Source organism: Geodermatophilus saharensis, assembly GCF_900188205.1.
Lineage (GTDB): Bacteria > Actinomycetota > Actinomycetes > Mycobacteriales > Geodermatophilaceae > Geodermatophilus > Geodermatophilus saharensis.
On record NZ_FZOH01000008.1, the window covers coordinates 250,866 to 273,476 of the forward strand.

Consider the following 22,611-nt stretch of genomic DNA (forward strand, 5'->3'; position numbering starts at 1 on the left):
ACGCCGTGACCGATCCCCGCGCCGGCCAGCCCGCCACCCCCGCCGACCTGGTCGACGTCGCCTCGCTGGTGACCGCCTACTACACGCTGGTGCCCGACCCGGCGGAGCCGGCGCAGCGGGTGTCGTTCGGCACCTCCGGGCACCGGGGGTCCTCGTTCGACACCGCGTTCAACGAGGCGCACATCCTGGCCACCACCCAGGCGATCTGCGAGTACCGCGCCCAGCAGGGGTACGACGGGCCGCTGTTCCTCGGCCGGGACACCCACGCGCTGTCCGAGCCGGCCTGGGCCAGCGCGCTGGAGGTGCTGGCCGCCAACGACGTGACGGTGCTCGTCGACGCCGCCGGCCGCTACACCCCGACGCCGGCGGTCAGCCACGCCATCCTCACCGCGAACCGCGGGCGGACCGGCGGCCTCGCCGACGGCATCGTGGTCACCCCCTCGCACAACCCGCCCCGCGACGGCGGCTTCAAGTACAACCCGCCCAACGGCGGCCCCGCCGACACCGACGCCACGACGGTGATCGCCGCCCGCGCCAACGAGCTGCTCGCCGCCGGGCTCGACGGCGTGCGGCGGATCCCGTTCGCCCGCGCGCACGCCGCGGCGCAGCGGCACGACTTCCTCGGCGCCTACGTCGACGACCTGCCCGCCGTGCTCGACCTCGACGCCGTCCGCGACGCCGGGGTGCACGTCGGCGCCGACCCGCTCGGCGGCGCCAGCGTCGACTACTGGGGCGCCATCGCCGAGCGGCACCGCCTCGACCTCACCGTCGTCAACCCGCTGGTCGACCCCACGTGGCGGTTCATGACGCTGGACTGGGACGGCAAGATCCGGATGGACTGCTCCTCGCCGTCGGCGATGGCCTCGCTCATCGGCAAGCGCGCCGAGTACGCCATCGCCACCGGCAACGACGCCGACGCCGACCGGCACGGCATCGTCACCCCCGACGCCGGGCTGATGAACCCCAACCACTTCCTCGCCGTCGCCATCTCCTACCTGTTCGCGCACCGGCCGGAGTGGGGCGCCGACGTCGCCGTCGGCAAGACGCTGGTGTCCTCGTCGCTGATCGACCGGGTCGTGGCGGGGCTCGGCCGGCGGCTGGTCGAGGTGCCGGTCGGGTTCAAGTGGTTCGTGCCCGGCCTGCTCGACGGCACCGTCGGCTTCGGCGGCGAGGAGTCGGCCGGGGCGTCGTTCCTGCGCCGCGACGGGCGGGTGTGGACCACCGACAAGGACGGCATCCTGCTGGCGCTGCTGGCCAGCGAGATCCAGGCGGTGACCGGCAGCTCGCCGTCGCAGCTGCACGCCGGGCTGGTCGAGCGGTACGGCGAGTCGGCCTACGCCCGGGTCGACGCCCCGGCCACCCGGGAGGAGAAGGCGGCGCTGGGGAAGCTGTCGCCGTCGGCGGTCACCGCCACCGAGCTGGCCGGCGAGCCGATCACCGCCAAGCTCACCCAGGCACCCGGAAACGGCGCGTCCATCGGCGGGCTGAAGGTCGCCACGGAGAACGCCTGGTTCGCCGCCCGGCCCTCGGGCACCGAGGACGTCTACAAGGTGTACGCGGAGAGCTTCCGGGGCGCCGACCACCTCGCCCGGGTGCAGGAGGAGGCGCGGGCCGTCGTCGGCGCCGCCCTCGGCGCCTGACCCGGACGGGGTGCCGGCGCCGGGTCGGAGGACGGCACGGGCGGGCAGCGGCCGCAGACTGGCCGCATGACCGGTCAGCCCCACCAGCAGGAGTGGGACGCCGTCCCGCCCGGGTCCGCCGCGACACCGTACGGAGCGCCCTACGGGGCGCCGTACGGAGCGGCGCCTCCCCCGGTGTACGGGCCGCCGGCCCCCTACGGTCCCCCTCCCGGCCACGGCCACGCGCCCCACCCCGGGTACGGCCCACCACCGGGGTACGGGCCGCCACCCGGCTACGGCTTTGGCGGCCCGCCGGCCTGGCCGGCCGGTCCCGGGCGTCCCGGCGTGGCCACCGCCGCCGGGGTGCTCGGCATCGTGACCGGCAGCCTGAGCGGGCTGGTGGCGCTGGTCCTCACCGCCGCCGTCCTCGCCGGGGACGGCGACGCCGTGAGCCTGGTGCTCGTCCTCGGCCTGCCCTGCGGCGCCGCGCTGCTCACCGCGGGGATCCGGCTGCTCACCCGGCACTCCCCGACGCCGCTGTTCGTCTCCGCGCTGGTCGCCGTCGCGGTGCTGTTCCTCGCGCTGGCCGTCGGGGCCGGCACGGTCGGCCCCGACAGCCTCGTCGGGCTCACCGCGTTCCTCGTGTTCGCCCTGCCCCTGCCGGTGCTCACCGCCGTCTTCGCGCGGCTCCCGGCCACCGTCGGCTGGGCCGCCGGCCGCTGAGCGGGGCTCAGGGGCGGCGGCGGGCCTTGTCGGCGTACATCGCCGCGTCGGCCTCGCGGACCACCGTGTCCTGCGCCTGCTCCGGGTCGGTGCCGCCGTCGACCGACCCGATGCCGATGCTCAGCCCCACCGGCACCGTCGTGGACCCCACGGTCAGCGTGCCCGGCAGCGCCTCCCGCAGCCGGGCGGCCAGGTGCTCGGCGTCGGTGCGCTCGGTGTTCTCGCAGACGACGGCGAACTCGTCACCGCCGAGGCGCGCCGCCGTGTCGCTGGCCCGCAGCACCGAGGTCAGCCGGCCGGCGACCGCGACCAGGACGGCGTCGCCGGTGGGGTGGCCGAACTGGTCGTTGACCGCCTTGAACCCGTCGAGGTCGAGGACCAGCACGCACGTGGGCGTGTGCTCGCGGTGGCCGCGCTCGAGGGCGTGCCGCAGCCGGTCGCGGAACAGCAGCCGGTTCGGCAGGCCGGTCAGCGGGTCGTGGGCCGACAGGTGCAGCAGGCGGGCCTCGAGCTCCTTGCGCTCGGTGACGTCCTCCACGACCGTCACCAGGTGCGGCGGGGTGCCGTCGGGCGAGCCGGCCACCCACGACGTCGTCACCTGCACCGGGATCTCGGTGCCGTCGGGGCGGAGGAACCGGCACTCCAGCCGGGCCCGTCCCTGGCTGCTCCGCAGGCCCTGGAGCAGGGCCATCGCAGCGGCGACGTCGTCGGGGTGGGTGACGTCGGACAGGGTGGTCCCGGCCAGCTGCTCCGGCGGCCTCCCCAGCAGGTCACCCAGTGCGCGGTTGGCCGCGATCAGCCCGCCGTCCGGGGTGCACAGGGCGACGCCCATGGGCGAGTTGGTGAAGGCGCTGCCCGGGTCGGGCTGCTTCACCGTGCCCACGGCCTCGGCGTCGTCCACGGACCACCTCCTGTTCCTCCCCCCGAGTGATGCGGTGTGACCAGGGTGTTCCCTCCCAGTTCCACGTGGAACCTGCCACCCGGGCAGGATGGGCCCTGGAACCCGTGTGGACCAGGAGGACGATCATGACGGCGGACTTCGACCTCGTGCTGCCCCCTGCGGTCGACGTCCGCGAGGTGGGGATGCGCGACGGGCTGCAGCTGGAGGCGCCGGTCCCCCTCGAGGGCAAGCTGGCGATGCTCGACGCGCTGGTGGCCACCGGCGTGCGCCGCATCGAGGTGACCTCGTTCGTCTCGCCGAAGGCCGTCCCCGCGCTGGCCGACGCCGACCGGGTCGCCGCCGAGCTCTCCCGCTGGCCCGACGTGCACTGGTCGGCGCTGGTGGCCAACCCGCGGGGGGCGGTGCGCGCGGTCGACGCCGGCCTCGCCCACCTCGAGCTCGTCGTCTCCGCCTCCGACGGGCACAGCCGCGCCAACGCCGGCCGGTCCACCGCCGAGGCGCTCGCCGGGGTCGCGGAGGTCGCCGGGCTGGCGCACGGCGCGGGCGGCTCCCTCGAGGTCGTCGTCGCCACCGCGTGGGACTGCCCGTTCGACGGCCGGACGCCGATCGCCCGCACCGTCGACGTCTGCCGGGCCGCGGTCACCGCCGGCGCCGACGCGCTGTGCCTCGGCGACACCATCGGGACGACGACGCCGGCGCGGGTGGTGCGCCTGCTCGACGCCGTCCGCCGCGCCTGCCCCGGGACGCCGGTGGCGGTGCACTTCCACGACACCCGCGGCACCGGCCAGGCCAACGCGCTGGCCGCCGTGCAGTCCGGGGTGACCCAGCTCGACGCCTCCGTCGGCGGCCTCGGCGGCTGCCCTTTCGCGCCGGGCGCCAGCGGCAACATCGCGACCGAGGAGCTCGTCTACTGGCTCGAGGAGTCCGACGTGCGCACCGGCATCGACCTCGACGCGATGCTGGCCGCGGCGCGGGTCACCGAGGGCGCGGTCGGCCACGAGCTGCCCAGCTCGCTGTACCGGGCCGGTGGGCGGTCGGTGCCGCGCGCGGCCGCGGCCACCCTCGCCTGAGCGGCCGGCGTGGAGGTCATCGACCCGCGCGTCATGCGCGACGTCCTGGGGCACTTCGCCTCCGGCGTCACCGTGGTGACCTCCCACAGCGACACCGGCCCGATCGGCTTCACCTGCCAGTCGTTCAGCTCGCTGTCGCTGGACCCGCCGCTGGTGGCCCTGGCTCCCGCGCGCACGTCGACGACGTGGCCGCGGCTGCGCGACATCGGCCGGTTCTGCGTCAACGTGCTCGCCGAGGACCAGTCGGGCCTGTCGGCGGCGTTCGCCCGCTCCGGCGTCGACAAGTTCGCCGGGGTGGCGTGGCGGCCCAGCCCGCACGGCTCCCCCGTGCTCGACGGCGTCGTCGCGTGGATCGACTGCACGCTCTGGGCCGAGTACGACGGCGGCGACCACACGATCGTGGCCGCGCGGGTGCTCGACCTCGGCGCCGACCCCGACCGCCGGCCGCTGCTGTTCCACCGCGGCGGCTACGGCCGCCCCGAGCCCCGCGAGGCATAGGAAGCGATCCGCACGTCCTGGCCGCGTGGACGTGGGGAGAGCTCCCTATGCCTCGTCGAAGCGGACGGCGATGAGGGCGACGTCGTCGCGGCCGTCCAGGGTGCCGCTGACGGCGGCGTCGCAGAGCTCCCGCGGGGAGGCTCCCGCCGGTGTGGCCGCCAGCCGCCCGAGCAGCGCCTCGATGCCCTGGTCGAGGTCGGACCCCGGCGTCTCCACCAGGCCGTCGGTGTAGCCGAGCAGCACCGACCCGGGGGGCAGCTCCACGGTGCGCACCGTCCGCCGCGCCGCGACGTCGACGCCGACGAGCAGGCCGGGGACGCCGTCGACGAGCTCCACCGTGCCGTCGGGCGAGCGGAGCACCAGCGGCGGGTGGCCGGCGTTGACCACCTGCGCGGTCCACGGCCCGCCCGGCCGCGCCGGGGGGATCGCTCGGACGTAGGCCATGGTGGCCATCGACGCCACGCGCAGGCCCTGCACCAGCCGGTCGACGCGGGTCAGCACGGCAGCCGGGTGCGGGTCGGGCGCCTCCCACAGGCAGGCCCGGATCAGCCCGCGCAGCTGCCCCATCGCGGCGGCCGCGGCGACGTCGTGGCCGACCACGTCGCCCACCACCATCCCCACCGAGCCGTCGGGCAGCTGCAGCAGGTCGTAGAAGTCCCCGCCGACGTCGGCGGCCGTGGAGGCGCTGACGTAGTGCGCCGCGACCCGCAGGCCGGGGATGTCCGGCAGCTCCGGCAGCAGGGACCGCTGCAGCGTGTCGGCGACGGCGTGTTCCTGCTGGTAGAGCCGCACGTTGTCCATGACCAGCGCCGCCCGCCGGGCGAGGTCCTCGACCAGGCTGACGTCGTCGGGGGTGAACGGGTGCTCGGGTGTGCTGCGCACCAGCGCGATCGCGCCCCGGGTGCGGCGGCGGGCCACCAGCGGCACGCTCAGCGCCGTCGCCGCGCCCAGCCGCCCGGCGATCTCCTGGGCCACCGGTGAGGCGGTGTCCTCGTCCAGCTGCGGCGGCAGCCGCTCGACCAGCACGGTCCGGGACGAGGTGATGCTGCGCTGGCTGGGCGAGTCGGAGGGCAGCCGCAGCCCGTGCCCGGCGTCGTGGCGGCGCAGCTCCGTGCGGGCGCGCTCGCGGTCGCGGGACACCATCGCGCGGACCTCGCCGCCGTCGTCGACGAGCGTGATGACGACCCAGTCGGCCAGCTGGGGCACGCACAGCCCGGCGAGCCGGTCGAGCAGGTCGCCGACGTCGAGGGTGGCGATGAGCGAGCTGGTGGCCTCGGCCATCAGCGTCAGCCGGGCCTGCGCCCCCTCGGCGTCGCGCTGCGCCCGCTCGGCGTCCGAGCGTGCCTGCTCGGCGACGGCGCGGGCCAGCTCGGCCTCCTGCCGGGCGGCCTGCTCCGCGGCGAAGGCGGCCTCGCGCTCGGCCTCTCCCCGCACCCGCTCGGTGACGTCGGTCTGCACGCCGACGAAGCTGACCAGCTCCCCCTCGCCGTCGAATACCGGGCTGATGGCCAGCTGGTTCCAGAACGCGGTGCCGTCGCGGCGGTGGTTGAGCAGCGTGACGGTGACCGGCTCCTGCGCCGCGAGGGCGTCGCGGATCCTCTGCACGGCCGCCGGGTCGGTGTTCGGGCCCTGCAGGAAGCGGCAGTTGCGGCCCACCGACTCCCCGTAGGCGTAGCCGGTGATCCGGCTGAAGGAGGGGTTGACCCAGACCAGCGGGTTGTCCGGCTGGCGGGGGTCGGTGATGGTGAAGGCGATGTCGGTGGCGACGACGGCCCGCTCGCGCAGCCCCTGCAGCTCGGCCTCGGCGTCACTGGTGCCGGTGGCCCCCTCGACCTCGAGCAGCACCACCAGCGACAGCTGCTGGCCGCTGCCGGGCTGGGACAGCGGGAAGCCGGTCACCCACAGCAGGCGGTCACCGCCGCCGTCGTCCTGGCGCGCCCGTGCGGCGTCGCTGCTGCGGCCGGGGGTCAGGCGCACCGCCTCGCCGGTGACCGGCTGCCCCTGGGCCACCAGCGACAGCGGGCCGCTGGTGCGGGCCAGCGGGGCGCCACCGAGGTCGGTGAGGCCGGCCGAGGCGCCCCAGGTGTCGATGTCGACCGGGAGCCGCACGTTGCCGGCCATCTCGACGGCGGCGGTGTTGGCGTAGGTGACCGCGCCGGACTCGCGGTCGATGAGCAGGACGGCGACCGGGACGTCGGCCAGGACGGCGGGCAGCGCCGCGGCCGCCGACCCGCCCTCGCCCTGCTCGGTGACGACGGCGTGGGCGGCGGTGACGATGCGGGACTGGCGGCCGCCGGCGCCGCGGCCGTCGACGGCCGCCTCCGCCACGGCCGCCCGGGCCTCGGGACCGACGCCGTCACCGGGCACGGGTCGTCCCTCCGGTCGGTCGCCTCTCGGTGGCACGCAACGAATCTAACCGGCGCCGCAGGTGGGACGCCCACGCGTGCGGTGGCCGGCCGCCCGCAGGTGTGCGGTCCGCCCGGGCGGGCACCCCTGTCCGAGCCACCCAGGGAGGGAGACCAGACATGGGACTGCTCGACCGGCTCCTCGGCCGTCGCCGCGCACCCGAGCCCGCGCCGTACGGCGGGTACGACGGGTACGTCGCGCCGCCACCGCAGGCCCCGCCCGCCCGGCCGGCGTCCGGGCAGCGCGCACCGCTCACCGACCAGCAGGCCGTCGAGCGCTACCGCTACCTGCTGCGGACCGCCCCCCCGGACCAGATCGAGCAGGCGCACGCCGAGGCGTTCGCCCAGCTCACCCCGCAGCAGCGGCAGGAGGTGCTGACCCAGCTCGCCGCCGCCGTGCCGGCCTCCGAGCGGCCCCGCACCGACGACGCCCAGACGCTCGCGCGGGTGGCCACCCGTGCCGAACTGCGCCAGCCCGGCATCCTCGAGCGCACCTTCGGCGGCGGCTACGGCCCGGGCTACGGCGCCGGCCCCGGGTACGGCCCGGGGTACGGCGGTGGGGGCTACGGCGGCTACGGCGGGGGCTACGGGCCGCGCATGGGCGGCTTCGGCGGCTCGCTGGGCGGCAGCCTGCTCGGCACCATCGGCGGCCTGGTGGTGGGCACCGCGGTGGCCGACGCGCTGTTCGACACCGGCCTCGGCGACGGCGGACTGTTCGGCGGCGGGGACGAGGAGGCCTACGCCGAGGGCTACCAGGACGGCGCCGAGGGCAACGACGGCGGCGGGGACGGCGGTGGTGACGGCGGTGGTGGTGACTACGCCGCGGGTGACGGCGGCTACGACGGCGGCTACGGCGGTGACCCCGGTGCCGACTTCGCCGGCGGTGCCGACAACGGCTACGACGCCGGCGGGGACTTCGGCGGTGGCGACTTCGGGGGTGGCGACTTCGGGGGCGACTTCGGCGGCGGGGACTTCTGACCGCTCAGCGCCCGGGATCCTCCGCGGTCCCGGGTGCCTGCGTCCCGGGCGCGTGTGTCCCGGGCGCCGGTGTCCCGGGCGCCGGTGTGCGTGCCTGGTGGCGCAGCCACAGCAGGCCGAGCACGGGGAGCACCAGCGGCACGAAGCCGTAGCCGCGGCCGAACGCCGACCACACCGTCTCGTCGGGGAAGGCCGCGCGGTCGAGCAGCGACAGCGTGCCCACCACCAGCACCCCGGCCAGCTCGACGCCGATCGCGGCCAGCGCCACCCGGCGCCCGCCGCGGGCCAGGGCCACCGTGGCCACGACGTAGACCGCCGCGGCGAACGCGGACAGCAGGTAGGCCACCGGGGCCTCGTCGAAGCGGGTGGCCAGCTGCACGGTCGCGCGGGCGCCGGCGGCCAGGGCGAACACCGCGTAGACGGCGACCAGCACCCGCCCGGGTCCGGTCGCCGTCCCGCCCGGCGCCGTCCGCTCAGGCACCCGGGGCCTCCCACAGCTGCACCAGCCGCCAGACCATGACCAGGGTGACCAGGGCGGCGACGGCGAGCACGGTCCCCGCCCAGCGGCTGGGCTCGGTGCGCGACCACAGCACCCCGGCCACCGGCAGGAGCACGACGCCGGCGAGGTAGCCGAGGAAGGTCGCCGTCTCCGGCGGCCGCTCGCCGCCGGCCAGTGCCACCCCGGCGACGACGGCCTGCACGAGCAGCACGACCTCGAGCACCGCGGCGCCGGCGAGGTGGAGCAGGCCGATCCGCCGGTGGGCGAGCGTGGAGGCCAGCCCGGCGAGGGCGACGACGACGGCGACCGCCGTGGCCGACCAGACGAGGGTGGCGTTCATCGGACCCATGATCGCGCGTCCGCCGCGAGAGGCGGTCGCGGCACGGGGTAGGAGGAGGGGCATGACCGTCCGCGACCTGGTGGTGGACCTCTGCGCCGAGCACCTCGAGGTGGTCGGCAGCGACCCGGTGTCGCTGCAGACGCTGGTCGGGCTGCTGGCCGCGTGCGGGGTGGCCGAGCCCAGCACGCGCCTCGCGGTGGCGGCGCTGCGGCGCGCGGGGTGGCTGACGGGGTCCCGGCGGGGACGGGAGACGCTGGTGGCCCCGACGGCGGTGCTGCGGGAGGCGCTGGCCGCCCGCGACGAGCGCGTCGCGCGCCGGACGGGCCCGTGGGACGGGCAGTGGCGGATGGTCGTCTACAGCGTCCCGGAGACCGACCGGGCCGCCCGCGAGAGGGTGCGCCGCGGCCTGGCCCGGGCGGGGTTCGGCCCGCTCGCGCCGGCCACCTGGGTCTCACCGCACCGGGCGGCGCTGGAGGAGGTGGGCGCCGAGCTGGCCGGCGAGCGCACCTCGCGGCTGGACCTGCTCACCGCGAGCGTCGCCGACTCGCGGTTGTCCGACGTCGACCTGGCCGCCCGCTGCTGGGACCTCCCCCGGCTGGCCGCCGCGTGGACGCGGGTGCTCGACCGGCTGCGCGCCGTCTCGGGCGCGGTGCCCGAGGGTCCGGCCGCGCTGGCCCTGCACCTGCGGCTGCACGCCGAGCTGCGCGCCGTCGTCACCGGCGACCCGCTGCTCCCCCCGGCGCTGCAGCCGGAGGCCTGGCCCGCGCGCGAGGTCCGCGCCGCGTGGGCCGACACGGGCGCCCGGCTGGCGGCCGCGGCCCGCGCGCACGTGGCCGACGTCCTCGGCACCGTCGGGATCCGCCCCGCCGTCGCCTGACGGTGCCTTTGTCGCGCTGTTGGCACCTCCTCCGCGTCCCCGACGGGTGCCTTTGTCGCGCTGTTGGCACCTCCTCCGCGTCCCCGACGGGTGCCTTTGTCGCGCTGTTGGCACCTCCGGGTCAGCGGTGGACGGTGGACATGTCCGGGTAGCGGTCGCCGACGGCGGCGCCGACGGGCGCGGCCTCGTCGAGCCGGCGCAGGTCGTCGTCGGTGAGCTCGACGTCGGCGGCCGCGGCGTTCTCCTCCAGGTAGCGCACCCGCTTGGTGCCGGGGATGGGGACCACGGCCGGGTTGCCCCCGCGGTCGCTCTGCGCCATCACCCACGCGAGAGCCAGCTGCGACGCCGTCGCCCCCTTCTCGTCGGCGATCTCGCGGACCCGGTCGACCAGGCGCAGGTTCTGCTCGAACGCCTCGCCCTGGAACCGGGGGTTGTTGCGGCGGAAGTCGTCGGGGGCGAGGTCGTCGACGCTGCGGATCTGCCCGGACAGGAACCCGCGCCCGATCGGTGAGTAGGCGACGAAGCCGATGCCGAGCTCCGCACAGGTGGCCAGCACCCCGTTCTCCTCGGGGTCGCGGCTCCACAGCGAGTACTCGGTCTGCACCGCGGCCACCGGCTGGACGGCGTGGGCGCGACGGATGGTCTCCGGCGCGGCCTCGGAGATGCCGGCGGCGCGGACCTTGCCGGCCTCGACGAGCTCGCGGATCGCGCCCCACGTCTCCTCGACGGGGACCCGGGTGTCGACCCGGTGCTGGTAGTACAGGTCGATGACGTCGACGCCGAGCCGCTCCAGCGACGCGTCGCACGCCCGGCGCACGTACTCGGGACGGCCGTTGATGCCGCGGAAGGAGCCGTCCTCGCCCCGCTCGTTGCCGAACTTGGTGGCCAGCACCACCTCGTCGCGGCGCCCGGCGATGGCCTTCCCGACCAGCCGCTCGTTGGTGAAGGGGCCGTACATGTCGGCGGTGTCGAGGAAGGTGACGCCGAGGTCGAGGGCGCGCTGGATGGTGCGCTCGGCCTCGGCCTGGTCGCCGGTGCCGTAGAACTCGCTCATCCCCATGCAGCCCAGCCCCATGGCCGGGACGGACAGGGACCCGAGGGTGCGTGTCTGCATGACCCCCCGCTGCCCGCCGGACGGCCGCTGCAACCGACCGCCGGGGAACCCGTCCGTTCCGTCGTCGACGCCCGCCGGACGGGGGTGGCCCATGACGGCGGATGTCTCGCCCCTGACCTGCGGAAAGTGTCGTACCCGGTGCGTAGGTGCGGGGTCGTGCAGGAGGTCGCGGAGTACGTGTCACCCGTCGAGCGGGCGCTCGCCGGGTGGCTGCTCGCGCGGCCGGTGACGGTGCCGCGGCTGCCGGTGGGGGTGTTGTCGTGGGAGCAGAAGGCCGCCGAGCTGCAGCGCCTGCAGGCCCGCAAGGCGATGGACGCCGCCTACGAGGCCGAGCTCGTCCTCGCCCTGGCCGACGACTCTCCCGATGACGACGACCCCGCGCCGGGCACCGCCGGTGCCCGCCGTTGCCGGGCGGTCGAACCAGGCCGGGGAGGTGAACGGGTTGCCGATCACCGCCGCCCACCTGCGCGCGCTGCTGCGCGAGTTGGACGCCCTGGGTGTGCAGGCACCCGAGGGCGGGACGGTCACCGTCGCACTCACCGAGGAGGACGGCAGCCTGCGGGCCACGGCGACGCTGGACCGGCTGCGCCGGCTGGCCGCCCGCGGCTGCCCGGAGCACGCCGACGCCGAGTGCGCCTGCCCGCTGCTCGACCGGCCCGCAGGCAGGGACGGCTACACGCCCTCCGCGCAGCAGCGGGCGTTCGTGCGCACCCGCGACCGCACCTGCCGCTTCCCCACCTGCGGCCAGCGGGTCGGCTGGGCCGACGCCGACCACGTCGTCCCGCACGCGCACGGCGGAGCCACCGACTGCGCCAACCTGTGTTGCCTGTGCCGCTCCCACCACCGGCTCAAGACCTTCGCCCGCGGCTGGCGCTCCACCATGGCCGACGACGGCACGCTCACCGTCACCACCCCGTCGGGCACCACCCGCACGACCCGCCCACCGGGCCTGCGACCACCACCACCGGCACCCGAACCGCCACCGGAAGCCGACGAACCGCCTGACCCGGACGACGACCCACCACCGTTCTGACGACCTGCCACCGTCCCGACCGGAGCGGGCAGAGCGGGCGCCGGCTCGTGCGCACCCCGACGAGCCGGCGCCCGCCGGTGCGCGCGGCCGGTCCCCGGGGGGAGCGCTACGCCCAGCGGGCCAGGGCCGTGCTGGTCCCCGGCGCCACCACGGTGAAGCCGGCGTCCACGACCTCCACCGGGGCACGTCCGCGCAACCGCGACCACCGCGCGGCGTCGGGGTGCTCCACCACCACCGGGAACCCGGCGCCGGACCAGGCGGCCAGCCGGCCGGTGGGCATCCGCAGCGCGGTCAGCTGGGTGGCGTGGCCGCAGGCAGCCGCGGCCTTGCCGAGGGGCAGGAACGGCTCCGGGCAGACCGACACCACCACCGCGCCGCCCGGTTCCGGGTCCGCCACGGGGCACGCGTCGGGGTCGTCGAGCTCACTGCCCGACAGCTGCAGCCGTGCGACCTCCGGCGGGAGCGCGTCGAGCGCGGTCGGCACCAGCGCCCGGACCTCGGCTCCCCGCGCCGTCACGGTGACGCCGGGCAGCGCCGCCACCCGCTGCCAGGCCACGCCCCGGGCCCGCCGGCAGTGCTTGCGGATCGCCCCGTCGGTCCACCGCCGCACCCGGGGCGACCACTCCCCGCCGGGCCGCGCCCGGTCGTCGGCCAGCAGCCGCACGACGGCCACCGCCGCGGCCTCGCAGACGGCGCTGCGGGTCGGCGGCGCGCTCCGCTCGACACGCGCCACCAGCTGCACGGCCCACGGCGTCTCGCCCTCCGGGTCCTCGTACACGACCCCACCCTCCCGGACCGACCCGCAGACCCTCCCCCCGGTTCCACGTGGAACCGCGAGTGTTGCGCCGGTGTGAACAACCCCCCGACGCGTCGCGTGAGACTGCCGACTGGGGTTGGATCGAACCCATGTGCGGCCTCTCCGGCGAGATCAGGTTCGACGGCTCCCTGGCCGACACCACCGCCGTGGCGCGGATGGTCGAGGCGCTGGTCCCCCGCGGACCGGACGGCCAGGGCCAGTGGAGCGCCGGCCGGGTCGCGTTCGGCCACCGGCGGCTGTCGGTCATCGACCTGTCCCCCAGCGGCTCCCAGCCGATGGTCGACAGCGAGCTGGGCCTGGAGGCGGTGTTCAACGGCTGCATCTACGACTACAAGGAGCTGCGCGCCGAGCTCGAGGGTCACGGCTACCGGTTCTTCTCCACCAGCGACACCGAGGTCCTGCTCAAGGGCTACCACCACTGGGGCGTGGACTTCGTCGACCACCTGCACGGCATGTTCGTCGTGGTCATCCACGAGCGTGACACCGGCCGCGTGGTCATGGCCCGCGACCGGCTGGGCATCAAGCCGCTCTACCTGGCCGAGACGCCGGGACGGCTCCGGTTCGCCTCCTCGCTGCCCGCGCTGCTGCGCGCCGGCGACGTCGACACCTCCATCGACCCCGTCGCGCTGCACCACTACCTGACCTGGCACGCCGTCGTCCCCGCCCCGCGCACCCTGCTCAACGGCGTCCGCAAGCTGCCGCCGGCCACCGTCCGCGTCGTCGAGGCCGACGGCACCAGCCGCGAGCACCGCTACTGGGAGCCCACCTACGAGCGCCGCCCGGAGCACGAGCGCTGGTCGGCGCGCGACTGGGAGGACGCGATCGAGGAGGCGCTGCGGGTCGCCGTCCGCCGTCGTCTGGTCTCCGACATCCCGGTCGGCGTGCTGCTGTCCGGCGGCCTGGACTCCAGCCTCATCGTCGGCCTGCTCGCCCAGGAGGGGCAGACCGGGCTGGCCACCTACTCCATCGGTTTCGAGACCGTCGGCGGGCACGCCGGCGACGAGTTCCGCTACTCCGACGTCATCGCCGAGCGGTTCGACACCGACCACCACCGCATCCGGGTGTCCTCCGACGAGCTCGCCGCGGCGCTGGGCCACGCGATCGGCGCGATGGCCGAGCCGATGGTCAGCCACGACGTCGTCGCCTTCGACCTGCTCTCCGAGCGGGTCAGCCAGACGATCCGGGTGGTGCAGTCCGGCCAGGGCGCCGACGAGGTCTTCGCCGGCTACCACTGGTACCCGCCCCTGGCCGACGTCGACCGCGAGGAGGCCGTCGAGCGCTACGCGAGGGCGTTCTTCGACCGCGGGTCCGAGGACGTGCGCGCGCTGGTCGGGGAGCGCTATGCCCTCGACGGCGACCCGAGCCTGGAGTTCGTCCGCGACCACATGTCCCGGGCCGGCGCGCAGACCGCCGTCGACGCCGCGCTGCGCCTCGACAGCGAGGTCATGCTCGTCGACGACCCGGTCAAGCGGGTGGACAACATGTCCATGGCCTGGGGCCTGGAGGCCCGGGTGCCCTTCCTCGACCACGACCTGGTGGAGCTGGCCGCCGCCTGCCCGCCGGAGCTCAAGCTCGCCGACGGCGGCAAGGGCGTGCTCAAGGCGCTCGGGCGCCGGATCATCCCGCCGGAGGTCATCGACCGGCCCAAGGGCTACTTCCCGGTCCCGGCGATCACCCACCTCGAGGGCAAGGTGCTCGGCCTGGTCAAGGACGCCCTGTCCAGCGAGGCCGCCCGCGAGCGGGCGCTGTTCCGGCCGGAGTACGTCTCCCGGCTGCTCGACGACCCCAACGGCGAGCTCACGCCGCTGCGCGGCAACAAGCTCTGGCAGCTCGGGCTGCTGGAGCTCTGGCTGCAGAGCCACGGGGTCTGAGGAGGTCCCGTGGCCCCGCCCCGGCTCGCCGGACTCCGCCGTCGCTCCGGCGCGGCGCACCCCACCCCCGACCTGACCCGCCGCAGCTGGCAGAAGCCCTCCGAGCACGAGCTCGCGGGCATGGACACCGACGTCGTCCTCGACCTCGCGTGGGGCCGCCTGGTGTTCGGCCAGACCTTCGCCGAGATGCGCCGCATCCTCGACGCCCTGCGGGACGAGGGCTCCGGCCGGCGCGACATCTGCATCTACGCCCGCGACCCGCACGTGCTCGTCGGCCTCGCCCCCGACGAGCTGTTCATCGACCCCAGCTACACCTACCGGCTCGACCTCCACCGCTACCGCGCCAGACCCGAGCTCATCCGCGGCGTCTTCGTCCGCACGGTGACCGCGCTGGAGGAGATGCAGGCGATCAACGAGATCTACGCCCGCAACGGCATGGTCACCGGCGACCCCGAGACCATGTGGGCCAACCACCGCACCCGCTGCTTCACCTACCTCGTCGCCGAGGACCGGCGGACCCGCCAGATCGTCGGCACGGTCACCGGCGTCGACCACGTCCTCGCCTACGGCGACCCGGAGGGCGGCACCAGCCTGTGGTGCCTGTCCGTGGACGCGCAGACCGCACCCGCGGGCACCGGCGAGGCGCTGGTGCGGGTGCTGGCCGAGCGCTACGTCGGCCGCGGCCGCTCCTACGTCGACCTCTCGGTCATGCACGACAACGCCGCGGCCATCGCGCTCTACCGCAAGCTCGGCTTCGCCCGCGTGCCGGTCCTCTGCGTCAAGCGCAAGAACCCCATCAACACCCCCCTGTTCGCCGCCCGGCCCGCGGGCCTCGAGCAGCTCAACCCCTACGCGCGGATCGTCGCCGACGAGGCGCTGCGCCGCGGGATCCGCGTCGAGGTCACCGACGCCGAGTTCGGCGAGCTGCGGCTGTCGCTGGGCGGACGACAGGTCCTCACCCGCGAGTCGCTGTCGGAGTTCACCACCGCCGTCGCGATGAGCCGCTGCGACGACAAGCGGGTGACCCGCCGCATCGTCGCCGACGCCGGCGTGCGCGTGCCCCGCGGCGTCACCGTCCCCGAGGACGACCCCGGCCCGGCCCGCGAGCTGCTCGCCGAGTGCGGGCAGCTGGTGGTCAAGCCCGCCCGCGGTGAACAGGGCAAGGGCATCACCGTCGGCGTGACGACGGCGGAGGAGCTCGACCGGGCCGTCGCCGCCGCCCGGCTGTTCTGCCCCGACGTGCTCGCCGAGGAGCTCGTCCCGGGCGAGGACCTGCGGGTGGTGGTCATCGACCACGAGGTCGTCGCCGCCGCGGTGCGCCGGCCGGCCGAGGTGGTCGGCGACGGCCGCCGCACCGTCACCGACCTGGTGCGCGCCGCCAGCCGGCGGCGGGAGCGCGCGACCGGCGGCGAGTCGCGCATCCCGCTGGACGACACCACCGCCGACGTCGTCCGCGCCGCCGGCCACGCGATGGACGACGTCCTGCCCGACGGTGTGCGGCTGCAGGTGCGGCGGACGGCGAACCTGCACACCGGCGGCACCATCGAGGACGTCACCGACCGGCTGCACCCCGACGTCGCCGAGGCGGCGGTGCGGGCCAGCCGGGCGATCGGCATCCCGGTGACCGGCATCGACTTCCTGGTGCCCGACGTCGAGGGTCCCGACGCGGTGTTCGTCGAGGCGAACGAGCGCCCCGGCCTGGCCAACCACGAGCCGCAGCCCACCGCCGCCCGCTTCGTCGACCTGCTCTTCCCGGAGACCCGCACCAGGTAGCGCAGACACCGGAACTCTGCTTCACTGGTTGCTGGGAGGGGAGTATCCCCGCAGCGCTCCCGTCGTCAGGACGGCCCCGTGGGAGGGGTCCGGCGGAGCGGGCCCCGCGTGGGCCGGGAGAGACCTCCGGTTGGTGCACCACCGACTGGAGGCGTGTCCGTGGACGTCCCCTTCTGGCTCTGGCTGGCCGTGCTCGGCCTCATCGTCGGCATGCTGGCCGTCGACCTCTTCGCCCACCGCCGCGCGCACGTCATCGGCGTGCGCGAGGCCGCCGCGTGGTCGGTGGTGTGGGTGCTCATCGGCGTCGGGTTCGGCGCGTGGGTGTGGGTCGCGTACGGCGCCGAGCTCGGCCAGCAGTACTACGCCGGTTACCTGATCGAGAAGTCGCTCGCCGTCGACAACGTCTTCGTGTGGGCGATCGTCTTCACGTTCTTCGCCGTGCCCCGGGAGTACCAGCACCGGGTGCTCTTCTTCGGCGTGCTCGGCGCGCTGGTGCTGCGCGGTGCCTTCATCGCCGGCGGCGCGGCGCTCATCGAGAACTTCGAGTGGGTGCTCTACGTGTTCGCGGCGTTCCTGCTGTGGACCGGGTACCGGATGCTCCGGCAGCGCGACGAGCACATCGACCCCTCGCGGTCGCGCACCCTGCGGCTGTTCCGCCGCTTCGTGCCGATGACCGACGCCTACCACGGCCAGCGGTTCCTCGTCCGCCGCGGTGGCGTCCTGCTGGCCACTCCCCTGCTCGCCGTCCTCGTGCTCGTCGAGGTCACCGACGTCGTGTTCGCCGTCGACTCCATCCCGGCGATCTTCGCGGTCACCGACGAGCCGTTCCTCGTCTTCACCGCCAACGCCTTCGCGATCCTGGGCCTGCGGGCGATGTACTTCCTGCTCGCCGACCTCATCCACCGCTTCGTCTACCTCAAGACGGGGCTGGCGCTGGTGCTGGTGTGGGTGGGCGTGAAGATGCTGCTCAAGATCGACGTCTACTACGTCCCGACCACCGTCAGCCTCGCGGTGATCACCAGCATCCTCGCCGTCTCGGTGTGGGCGAGCCTGCGCGCCACCCGCGGTCAGGGACGCCGCGCCGTCGAGCCGCCGGCTGCTCCCCCGTTCCGGGTCGCCACGGCCGACGAGCTGGCCGAGGTCGAGCCGCTGTGGCGGCGGCGCGGCCGGCGCGACACCCCGGAGCGCGACACCCCGGAGCCCGCCGGCACCCCCTGACCGGGGCGCCGGCATAGGAGGCTCTCCCCACGTCCTCGCCCCCAGGACGTGGGGAGAGCTTCCAATGCCTGCAGGGGAGGTGCCGGTGGCCTACCTGCTGGCCGCGGTCGGCGGTGCCGTGGGAGCGCTGGCCCGCTGGGGCGTGTCGGCGGCCCTGCCCGTCCGGGACGGCGGCTGGCCGTGGGCGACGCTGCTGGTCAACCTCACCGGCTGCCTGCTCATCGGCGTGCTGCTCGGTGTCCTCGCCGGCCGCTCCCCCGAGCCGGCGTGGACCCGGCCGTTCCTCGCCGTCGGCGTCCTCGGCGGTTACACCACCTGGTCGGCGTTCGCGGTCGAGGTCGTGGCGCTCACCGACGCCGGGGCCGTGGCGGCGGCGGCCGGCTACCTGCTCGCCTCGGTGCTCGGCGGGGTGCTGGCCGTGGCCGCCGGCCTGCGGGCGGCGCGGCGGGGGCGCCCGTGACGCCGCTGCTCGTCGTCGTCGGCGCGCTGGTCGGCGCGCCACTGCGGCTGCTGGCCACCCGGCTGGCCGCCCGCTCCGGCCACGACCCCGCGCGGGGCACGCTGGCGGTCAACGTCGCCGGCGGCGCCGTCCTCGGGGTGCTGCTCGGGCTCGGAGGCGTGCCGGGCTGGGTGCTCGCGCTGGTCGGCACCGGCTTCTGCGGCTCGCTCACCACCTTCTCCACCCTCGGCGCCGACGTCGTCCGGCTGGTGGAGGAGCGCACGCTCGGCCGCGCGGTGGGCTACCTCGCCGCCACCCTCGTGCTCGGCCTCGGTGCGGCCGCGGCCGGCTGGCTGCTGGCCGGGGGTGCCGCCGCGACGCCGGCTGGTTAGGGTCGGAACCGGTATGGCCGGAGCAGACGCGGGAGACGTGCAGGCGGACAGCCCGGTCGTCGTGGTGGCCAACCGGCTGCCGGTCGACCAGGTCACCGACCCCGACGGGACGACGCGCTGGCAGCGCAGTCCCGGCGGTCTGGTGACCGCGCTGGAGCCGTTCGTGGCCGGGCGCGGCGGGGCCTGGGTGGGCTGGTCCGGCACGGCCGGCGAGGCGCCCGAGCCCTTCGAGTCCGGCGGGATCTCGCTCGTGCCGGTCGAGCTCTCCGACGAGGAGGTCGACCGCTACTACGAGGGCATGTCGAACGCCTCGCTGTGGCCCCTGTACCACGACGTGGTCGAGAAGCCGGAGTACCACCGCACCTGGTGGGACGCCTACGTGCAGGTCAACAAGCGGTTCGCCGAGCGGACCGCCGAGGTCGCCGCCGAGGGCGCCATCGTCTGGGTGCACGACTACCAGCTGCAACTGGTGCCGGCGATGCTGCGCCAGCGTCGCCCCGACCTCACGATCGGCTTCTTCCTGCACATCCCGTTCCCGCCCTACGAGCTGTTCACCCAGCTCCCGTGGCGCTCGGCGATCGTCGAGGGGCTGCTCGGCGCCGACCTCGTCGGCTTCCAGCTGCCGAGCGCGGCGGCCAACTTCGTCCAGCTCGCCCGGCGGCTGCACGAGCTGCCCACCCGCGGCGCGACGATCGAGTACGACGGCCGGGTGGTGACCGCGCGGGCGTTCCCGATCTCCATCGACGTCGCCGCCTTCGACCGGCTGGCGAACTCACCGGAGGTCCTGGCCCGGGCCAAGGAGATCCGCACCGAGCTCGGCGACCCGGAGAAGATGGTCCTGGGCGTCGACCGGCTGGACTACACCAAGGGCATCAGCGTCCGGCTCAACGCCTTCCAGGAGCTGCTGGAGGACGGCGCGATCGAGGCGCCCGCCACGGTGATGGTGCAGGTGGCCACGCCCAGTCGCGAGCGGGTCGAGCACTACGTGCACATGCGGGAGACCATCGAGCAGCAGGTCGGGCACATCAACGGCGTGTTCGGCTCGATCGGCGGGCCGGCGGTGCACTACTTCAACCAGTCGATGCCGCGCGAGGAGCTCGCCGCCCTCTACCGCGCCGCCGACGTCATGCTCGTGACGCCCTACCGCGACGGCATGAACCTGGTCGCCAAGGAGTACGTCGCCGCCCGCAGCGACCTCGGCGGCACGCTGGTCCTGTCGGAGTTCGCCGGCGCCGCCGCCGAGTTCCGGCAGGCCTTCCTGGTCAACCCGCACGACATCGCGGGCGTGAAGAACCAGCTGCTCCGGGCGCTGCGCGCCGAACCGGCCGAGGCCGCCCGCCGGATGCGCGCCATGCGGCGGCACCTGGTCAAGCACGACCTCGACCACTGGGCGTCGTCGTTCTTCGACGCCCTGCGCGCCCAGGCGTGAGCGCCGTCCCGGCCGGACTCGCCGCGGCCCTGACCGAGCTGGCCGCCCGCCGGCCGCTGCTGGTGGCCTCGGACTACGACGGCGTCCTCGCCCCACTGGTCGACGACCCCTCGGCCGCGGTCCCCTCTCCCGGTGTCGACGAGGCGCTGGCCCGCGTCGCCGCGGCCGAGGGGGTCACCGTCGCGCTGGTGAGCGGGCGCGGCGTCGACGACCTGCGGCGGGTCAGCGGGTTGGCCGGGCCCTACCGGTTCGTCGGCAGCCACGGCGCCGAGTACGGCGGCCCGCTGACCGGTGAGCTGGCCGGCCGCCGCGACGCGGCCGCCGAGCGGATGGCCCCCCTGGTCGCGGCCGTCCCCGGTGCCTGGCTGGAGGTCAAGCCGGCCAGCGTCGCCGTGCACGTGCGGCGGGTCGCCGACCGGGCCGCGGCCGCCGCGCTGCTGGCGGAGGCCGGTGCGGCGGCGGATCCGTCACTGACGCACAAGCCCGGCAAGGACGTGCTCGAGCTCGCCGTCACCGACGCCGACAAGGGCACCGCCGTGACCCGGCTGCGCGAGGACCTCGGCGCCGCCGCCGTCGTCTACCTCGGGGACGACGTCACCGACGAGGACGCCTTCCGCCGGCTCGGGTCGGCCGACCTCGGGGTCAAGGTCGGCGACGGCGAGACGGCCGCGGGGCACCGGGTCGCCGACCCCGCCGCCGCGGTCGACGTCCTCCGGCTGCTCGCCGACCTGCTCGGCTGATCCGCGCGCGGCGCGTCGCGCCGCCCGCCCGGGTGACCGACGGGCCGTCGCACCGCGACCGCTCCCCCGCCCGTCGACACGTCGACGGCTCCTCCCCCACCACCTGCACGGACGCGCCCGCCGCGCCCCGCCGCCGGCCGGTCGCCGCGGCCGGCCGGTCGACCTGACGACGGCGCGGCGGGCGGTCACCGCACACCGCGCAACGATCCGTCCGACCGTGCCCCGCGCGCCGTGGCGGGACGCGGCGCGGGCCCCACCATTCCCCCTGCACGCCAGTCACACCCGTCGCAGCGTGCACAGGAAGCCCAGGAGGCCCCACGTGAACGCCGCGCCCCGCCCGCGCACCGGCCCCGCCGGCTGGTACGCCGACCGCCCGCTGTCGGTGAAGTTCGGCGCCCTCGTCGCCGTCGGCACCCTGTCCCTCGGCGGGCTGCTCGGCTCGACCGTCCTGGGCAACGCCGCCATCCGCGACGCCCAGCACGACGCCGAGGCGCTCGACCACGCCCAGGAGCTCGTCCTGCAGCTCGACACCCGGGCCAGCGAGCTCAAGGTCGACGGGTTCAAGGCCGTCGTGCGGGAGGACCCGGCCGAGCAGCTCGCCGAGCTGGCCGAGGACGTCGCCACCCCGGAGGCGATGCTCGAGGAGCTCGCCACCGTGGAGCTGACCGGGGACGCCGCGGCGGCCGTGGACGGGCTGGAGGCGACCTACGGCGACTACACGGCCGCCATCGGCGCGTTCGTCGACCGCGCCGTCGCCGACCAGGCCGGCGCCCGGGCGGACTGGGAGGGCATCCAGGCCGCCAACGACCTCACCGACGACGCCGTCGGGGCCGCGGTGGACACGCTGGCGACCGAGTCGGCCGCCGCCACCGACGCGATGGAGGCGACCGTCTCGCGGTACGAGCGCATCGGCCTGCTCGTGGCGGTCGCCGGCTTCCTGCTGCTGGCCGGCCTCAGCCGGCTGACCGCCCGTTCGGTCATCCGCCCGGTGCGCAGCGTCCAGGCGTCCCTCGAGGCGCTGGCCGAGGGCGACCTGACCCGGGCCAGCGGGGTGTCCTCGCGCGACGAGGTCGGCCGCATGGCCGACGCCCTGCACCGGGCGCAGGCCGGCCTGCGCGAGGTCATGGACGCCGTCGCGTCCTCGGCCGACGCGGTGGCGGCCAGCTCCGAGGAGCTCAGCGCCTCGTCGGCGCAGATCTCGGCGTCGGCGGAGGAGACCTCCGCCCAGTCCGGTGTCGTCTCCGGCGCCGCCGAGGAGGTGTCGCGGTCGGTGCAGACCGTGGCCGCCGGTGCCGAGCAGATGGGGGCGAGCATCCGGGAGATCGCGACCAACGCCGCGGAGGCCTCGGCGGTGGCCGCCCGCGCGGTGACCGCGGCGGAGACGACGACGGCGACGGTGGCGAAGCTGGGTGCGTCCCCGGCGGAGATCGGCAACGTGGTCAAGGTGATCACCTCGATCGCCGAGCAGACCAACCTGCTCGCGCTCAACGCCACCATCGAGGCCGCCCGCGCCGGCGAGGCCGGCAAGGGCTTCGCCGTGGTCGCCAACGAGGTCAAGGAACTGGCGCAGGAGACGGCCAAGGCCACCGAGGACATCGCGCGGCGGGTGGAGGCCATCCAGAAGGACACCGGCGCCGCGGTGAGCGCGATCGGGGAGATCTCCCAGATCGTCGCCCAGATCTCCGACCGGCAGACGACGATCGCCTCGGCGGTGGAGGAGCAGACCGCCACCACCGCGGAGATGTCCCGCTCGGTGGCCGAGGCCGCCCAGGGATCCGGGCAGATCGCCGACAACATCGCCGGGGTCTCCGGCGCCGCCGACGCCACCACCCAGGCGCTGAGCCAGACGCGGGTCGCCGTCGACGAGCTCTCCCG

The 22,611-nt window shown here is 75.6% G+C and carries 22 protein-coding genes; 15 read left to right on the top strand and 7 right to left on the bottom strand.

What is annotated here, in order from left to right; genetic code table 11:
* Positions 1 to 5: 5 nt before the first annotated feature.
* Positions 6 to 1,640 carry a phosphoglucomutase (alpha-D-glucose-1,6-bisphosphate-dependent) gene (gene pgm, locus CHC04_RS19005; protein WP_089405491.1) on the top strand — a complete coding sequence of 545 codons (1,635 nt, stop codon included), beginning with the start codon at positions 6 to 8 and terminating at the stop codon, positions 1,638 to 1,640.
* A gap of 324 nt (positions 1,641 to 1,964) precedes the next feature.
* Positions 1,965 to 2,342, top strand: coding sequence for a hypothetical protein (locus tag CHC04_RS24345; protein ID WP_176450093.1), 378 nt, complete (start codon positions 1,965 to 1,967; stop codon positions 2,340 to 2,342).
* 7 nt (positions 2,343 to 2,349) lie between these two features.
* On the opposite strand, the gene CHC04_RS19015 is transcribed toward CHC04_RS24345, so the two are convergent.
* On the bottom strand, positions 2,350 to 3,243 hold the full coding sequence (locus tag CHC04_RS19015) for a diguanylate cyclase domain-containing protein (RefSeq protein ID WP_245817472.1): 894 nt from the start codon (positions 3,241 to 3,243) through the stop codon (positions 2,350 to 2,352).
* Positions 3,244 to 3,368: 125 nt separating this feature from the next.
* On the opposite strand from CHC04_RS19015, the gene CHC04_RS19020 reads away from it, so the two are divergent.
* Both CHC04_RS19020 and CHC04_RS19025 read left to right on the top strand, forming a co-directional pair.
* Complete coding sequence (locus tag CHC04_RS19020; RefSeq protein WP_089405493.1) at positions 3,369 to 4,313, top strand: hydroxymethylglutaryl-CoA lyase; 945 nt, start codon at positions 3,369 to 3,371, stop codon at positions 4,311 to 4,313.
* A gap of 9 nt (positions 4,314 to 4,322) precedes the next feature.
* Positions 4,323 to 4,811, top strand: a complete 489-nt coding sequence (locus CHC04_RS19025; protein ID WP_245817475.1) for a flavin reductase family protein — start codon at positions 4,323 to 4,325, stop codon at positions 4,809 to 4,811.
* A gap of 45 nt (positions 4,812 to 4,856) precedes the next feature.
* On the opposite strand, the gene CHC04_RS19030 is transcribed toward CHC04_RS19025, so the two are convergent.
* Entirely contained in the window at positions 4,857 to 7,178 is a 2,322-nt protein-coding gene (locus CHC04_RS19030; protein WP_245817477.1) for a SpoIIE family protein phosphatase, read from the bottom strand.
* Positions 7,179 to 7,336: 158 nt separating this feature from the next.
* On the opposite strand from CHC04_RS19030, the gene CHC04_RS19035 reads away from it, so the two are divergent.
* The gene (locus CHC04_RS19035; protein WP_089405494.1) at positions 7,337 to 8,194 is read left to right on the top strand and encodes a hypothetical protein; all 858 of its coding nucleotides are present in this window, start codon (positions 7,337 to 7,339) and stop codon (positions 8,192 to 8,194) included.
* Positions 8,195 to 8,198: 4 nt separating this feature from the next.
* Here the strand turns inward: CHC04_RS19035 and CHC04_RS19040 are convergent, their stop codons facing one another.
* Together CHC04_RS19040 and CHC04_RS19045 are read right to left on the bottom strand one after the other, a co-directional pair.
* On the bottom strand, positions 8,199 to 8,675 hold the full coding sequence (locus tag CHC04_RS19040; RefSeq protein WP_089405495.1) for a hypothetical protein: 477 nt from the start codon (positions 8,673 to 8,675) through the stop codon (positions 8,199 to 8,201).
* Positions 8,668 to 9,033 carry a hypothetical protein gene (locus CHC04_RS19045; RefSeq protein ID WP_089405551.1) on the bottom strand — a complete coding sequence of 122 codons (366 nt, stop codon included), beginning with the start codon at positions 9,031 to 9,033 and terminating at the stop codon, positions 8,668 to 8,670. Before CHC04_RS19045 ends, CHC04_RS19040 begins: the two co-directional genes overlap by 8 nt.
* A 61-nt stretch (positions 9,034 to 9,094) precedes the next feature.
* Here CHC04_RS19045 and CHC04_RS19050 point away from each other — a divergent pair, with 61 nt between their 5' ends.
* Positions 9,095 to 9,910: a PaaX family transcriptional regulator C-terminal domain-containing protein gene (locus CHC04_RS19050; RefSeq protein ID WP_176450094.1), complete on the top strand. Its 816-nt coding sequence runs from the start codon at positions 9,095 to 9,097 to the stop codon at positions 9,908 to 9,910.
* Between the two features lie 121 nt (positions 9,911 to 10,031).
* On the opposite strand, the gene CHC04_RS19055 is transcribed toward CHC04_RS19050, so the two are convergent.
* Together CHC04_RS19055 and CHC04_RS24620 are read right to left on the bottom strand one after the other, a co-directional pair.
* A complete protein-coding gene (locus tag CHC04_RS19055) occupies positions 10,032 to 11,024 on the bottom strand; it encodes an aldo/keto reductase (protein ID WP_089405552.1) in 993 nt (330 codons plus the stop codon).
* Positions 11,025 to 11,204: 180 nt separating this feature from the next.
* Positions 11,205 to 11,477, bottom strand: a complete 273-nt coding sequence (locus CHC04_RS24620) for a hypothetical protein (protein WP_217897457.1) — start codon at positions 11,475 to 11,477, stop codon at positions 11,205 to 11,207.
* Between CHC04_RS24620 and CHC04_RS19060 the strand changes: the two genes are divergently transcribed.
* Positions 11,467 to 12,057 (top strand): HNH endonuclease signature motif containing protein, encoded by a 591-nt coding sequence (locus CHC04_RS19060; protein WP_245817479.1) that lies wholly within the window; start codon positions 11,467 to 11,469, stop codon positions 12,055 to 12,057. The two genes, CHC04_RS24620 and CHC04_RS19060, sit on opposite strands and share 11 nt — an antisense overlap.
* A 106-nt stretch (positions 12,058 to 12,163) precedes the next feature.
* Here the strand turns inward: CHC04_RS19060 and CHC04_RS19065 are convergent, their stop codons facing one another.
* Positions 12,164 to 12,835, bottom strand: a complete 672-nt coding sequence (locus CHC04_RS19065) for an aminoacyl-tRNA hydrolase (RefSeq protein ID WP_089405498.1) — start codon at positions 12,833 to 12,835, stop codon at positions 12,164 to 12,166.
* 128 nt (positions 12,836 to 12,963) lie between these two features.
* On the opposite strand from CHC04_RS19065, the gene CHC04_RS19070 reads away from it, so the two are divergent.
* The 8 genes from CHC04_RS19070 to CHC04_RS19105 form a co-directional block, all read left to right on the top strand.
* Complete coding sequence (locus CHC04_RS19070) at positions 12,964 to 14,745, top strand: N-acetylglutaminylglutamine amidotransferase (RefSeq protein WP_089405499.1); 1,782 nt, start codon at positions 12,964 to 12,966, stop codon at positions 14,743 to 14,745.
* A 9-nt stretch (positions 14,746 to 14,754) separates the two neighbouring features.
* Positions 14,755 to 16,518, top strand: coding sequence for an N-acetylglutaminylglutamine synthetase (gene ngg / locus CHC04_RS19075; protein ID WP_217897452.1), 1,764 nt, complete (start codon positions 14,755 to 14,757; stop codon positions 16,516 to 16,518).
* A 159-nt stretch (positions 16,519 to 16,677) separates the two neighbouring features.
* Entirely contained in the window at positions 16,678 to 17,736 is a 1,059-nt protein-coding gene (locus CHC04_RS19080) for a TerC family protein (RefSeq protein WP_089405554.1), read from the top strand.
* 64 nt (positions 17,737 to 17,800) lie between these two features.
* Positions 17,801 to 18,196, top strand: a complete 396-nt coding sequence (gene crcB / locus CHC04_RS19085) for a fluoride efflux transporter CrcB (RefSeq protein WP_245817481.1) — start codon at positions 17,801 to 17,803, stop codon at positions 18,194 to 18,196.
* Positions 18,193 to 18,567: a fluoride efflux transporter FluC gene (locus tag CHC04_RS19090; RefSeq protein ID WP_089405500.1), complete on the top strand. Its 375-nt coding sequence runs from the start codon at positions 18,193 to 18,195 to the stop codon at positions 18,565 to 18,567. The genes crcB and CHC04_RS19090 overlap by 4 nt, the downstream gene beginning before the upstream one ends.
* A 37-nt stretch (positions 18,568 to 18,604) precedes the next feature.
* A complete protein-coding gene (locus CHC04_RS19095) occupies positions 18,605 to 19,996 on the top strand; it encodes an alpha,alpha-trehalose-phosphate synthase (UDP-forming) (RefSeq protein ID WP_245817483.1) in 1,392 nt (463 codons plus the stop codon).
* Positions 19,993 to 20,736, top strand: coding sequence for a trehalose-phosphatase (gene otsB, locus CHC04_RS19100; protein WP_089405502.1), 744 nt, complete (start codon positions 19,993 to 19,995; stop codon positions 20,734 to 20,736). Before CHC04_RS19095 ends, otsB begins: the two co-directional genes overlap by 4 nt.
* 319 nt (positions 20,737 to 21,055) lie before the next feature.
* Positions 21,056 to 22,611 (top strand): methyl-accepting chemotaxis protein (locus CHC04_RS19105; RefSeq protein WP_089405503.1); only part of this gene is annotated, 1,556 nt, incomplete at its 3' end.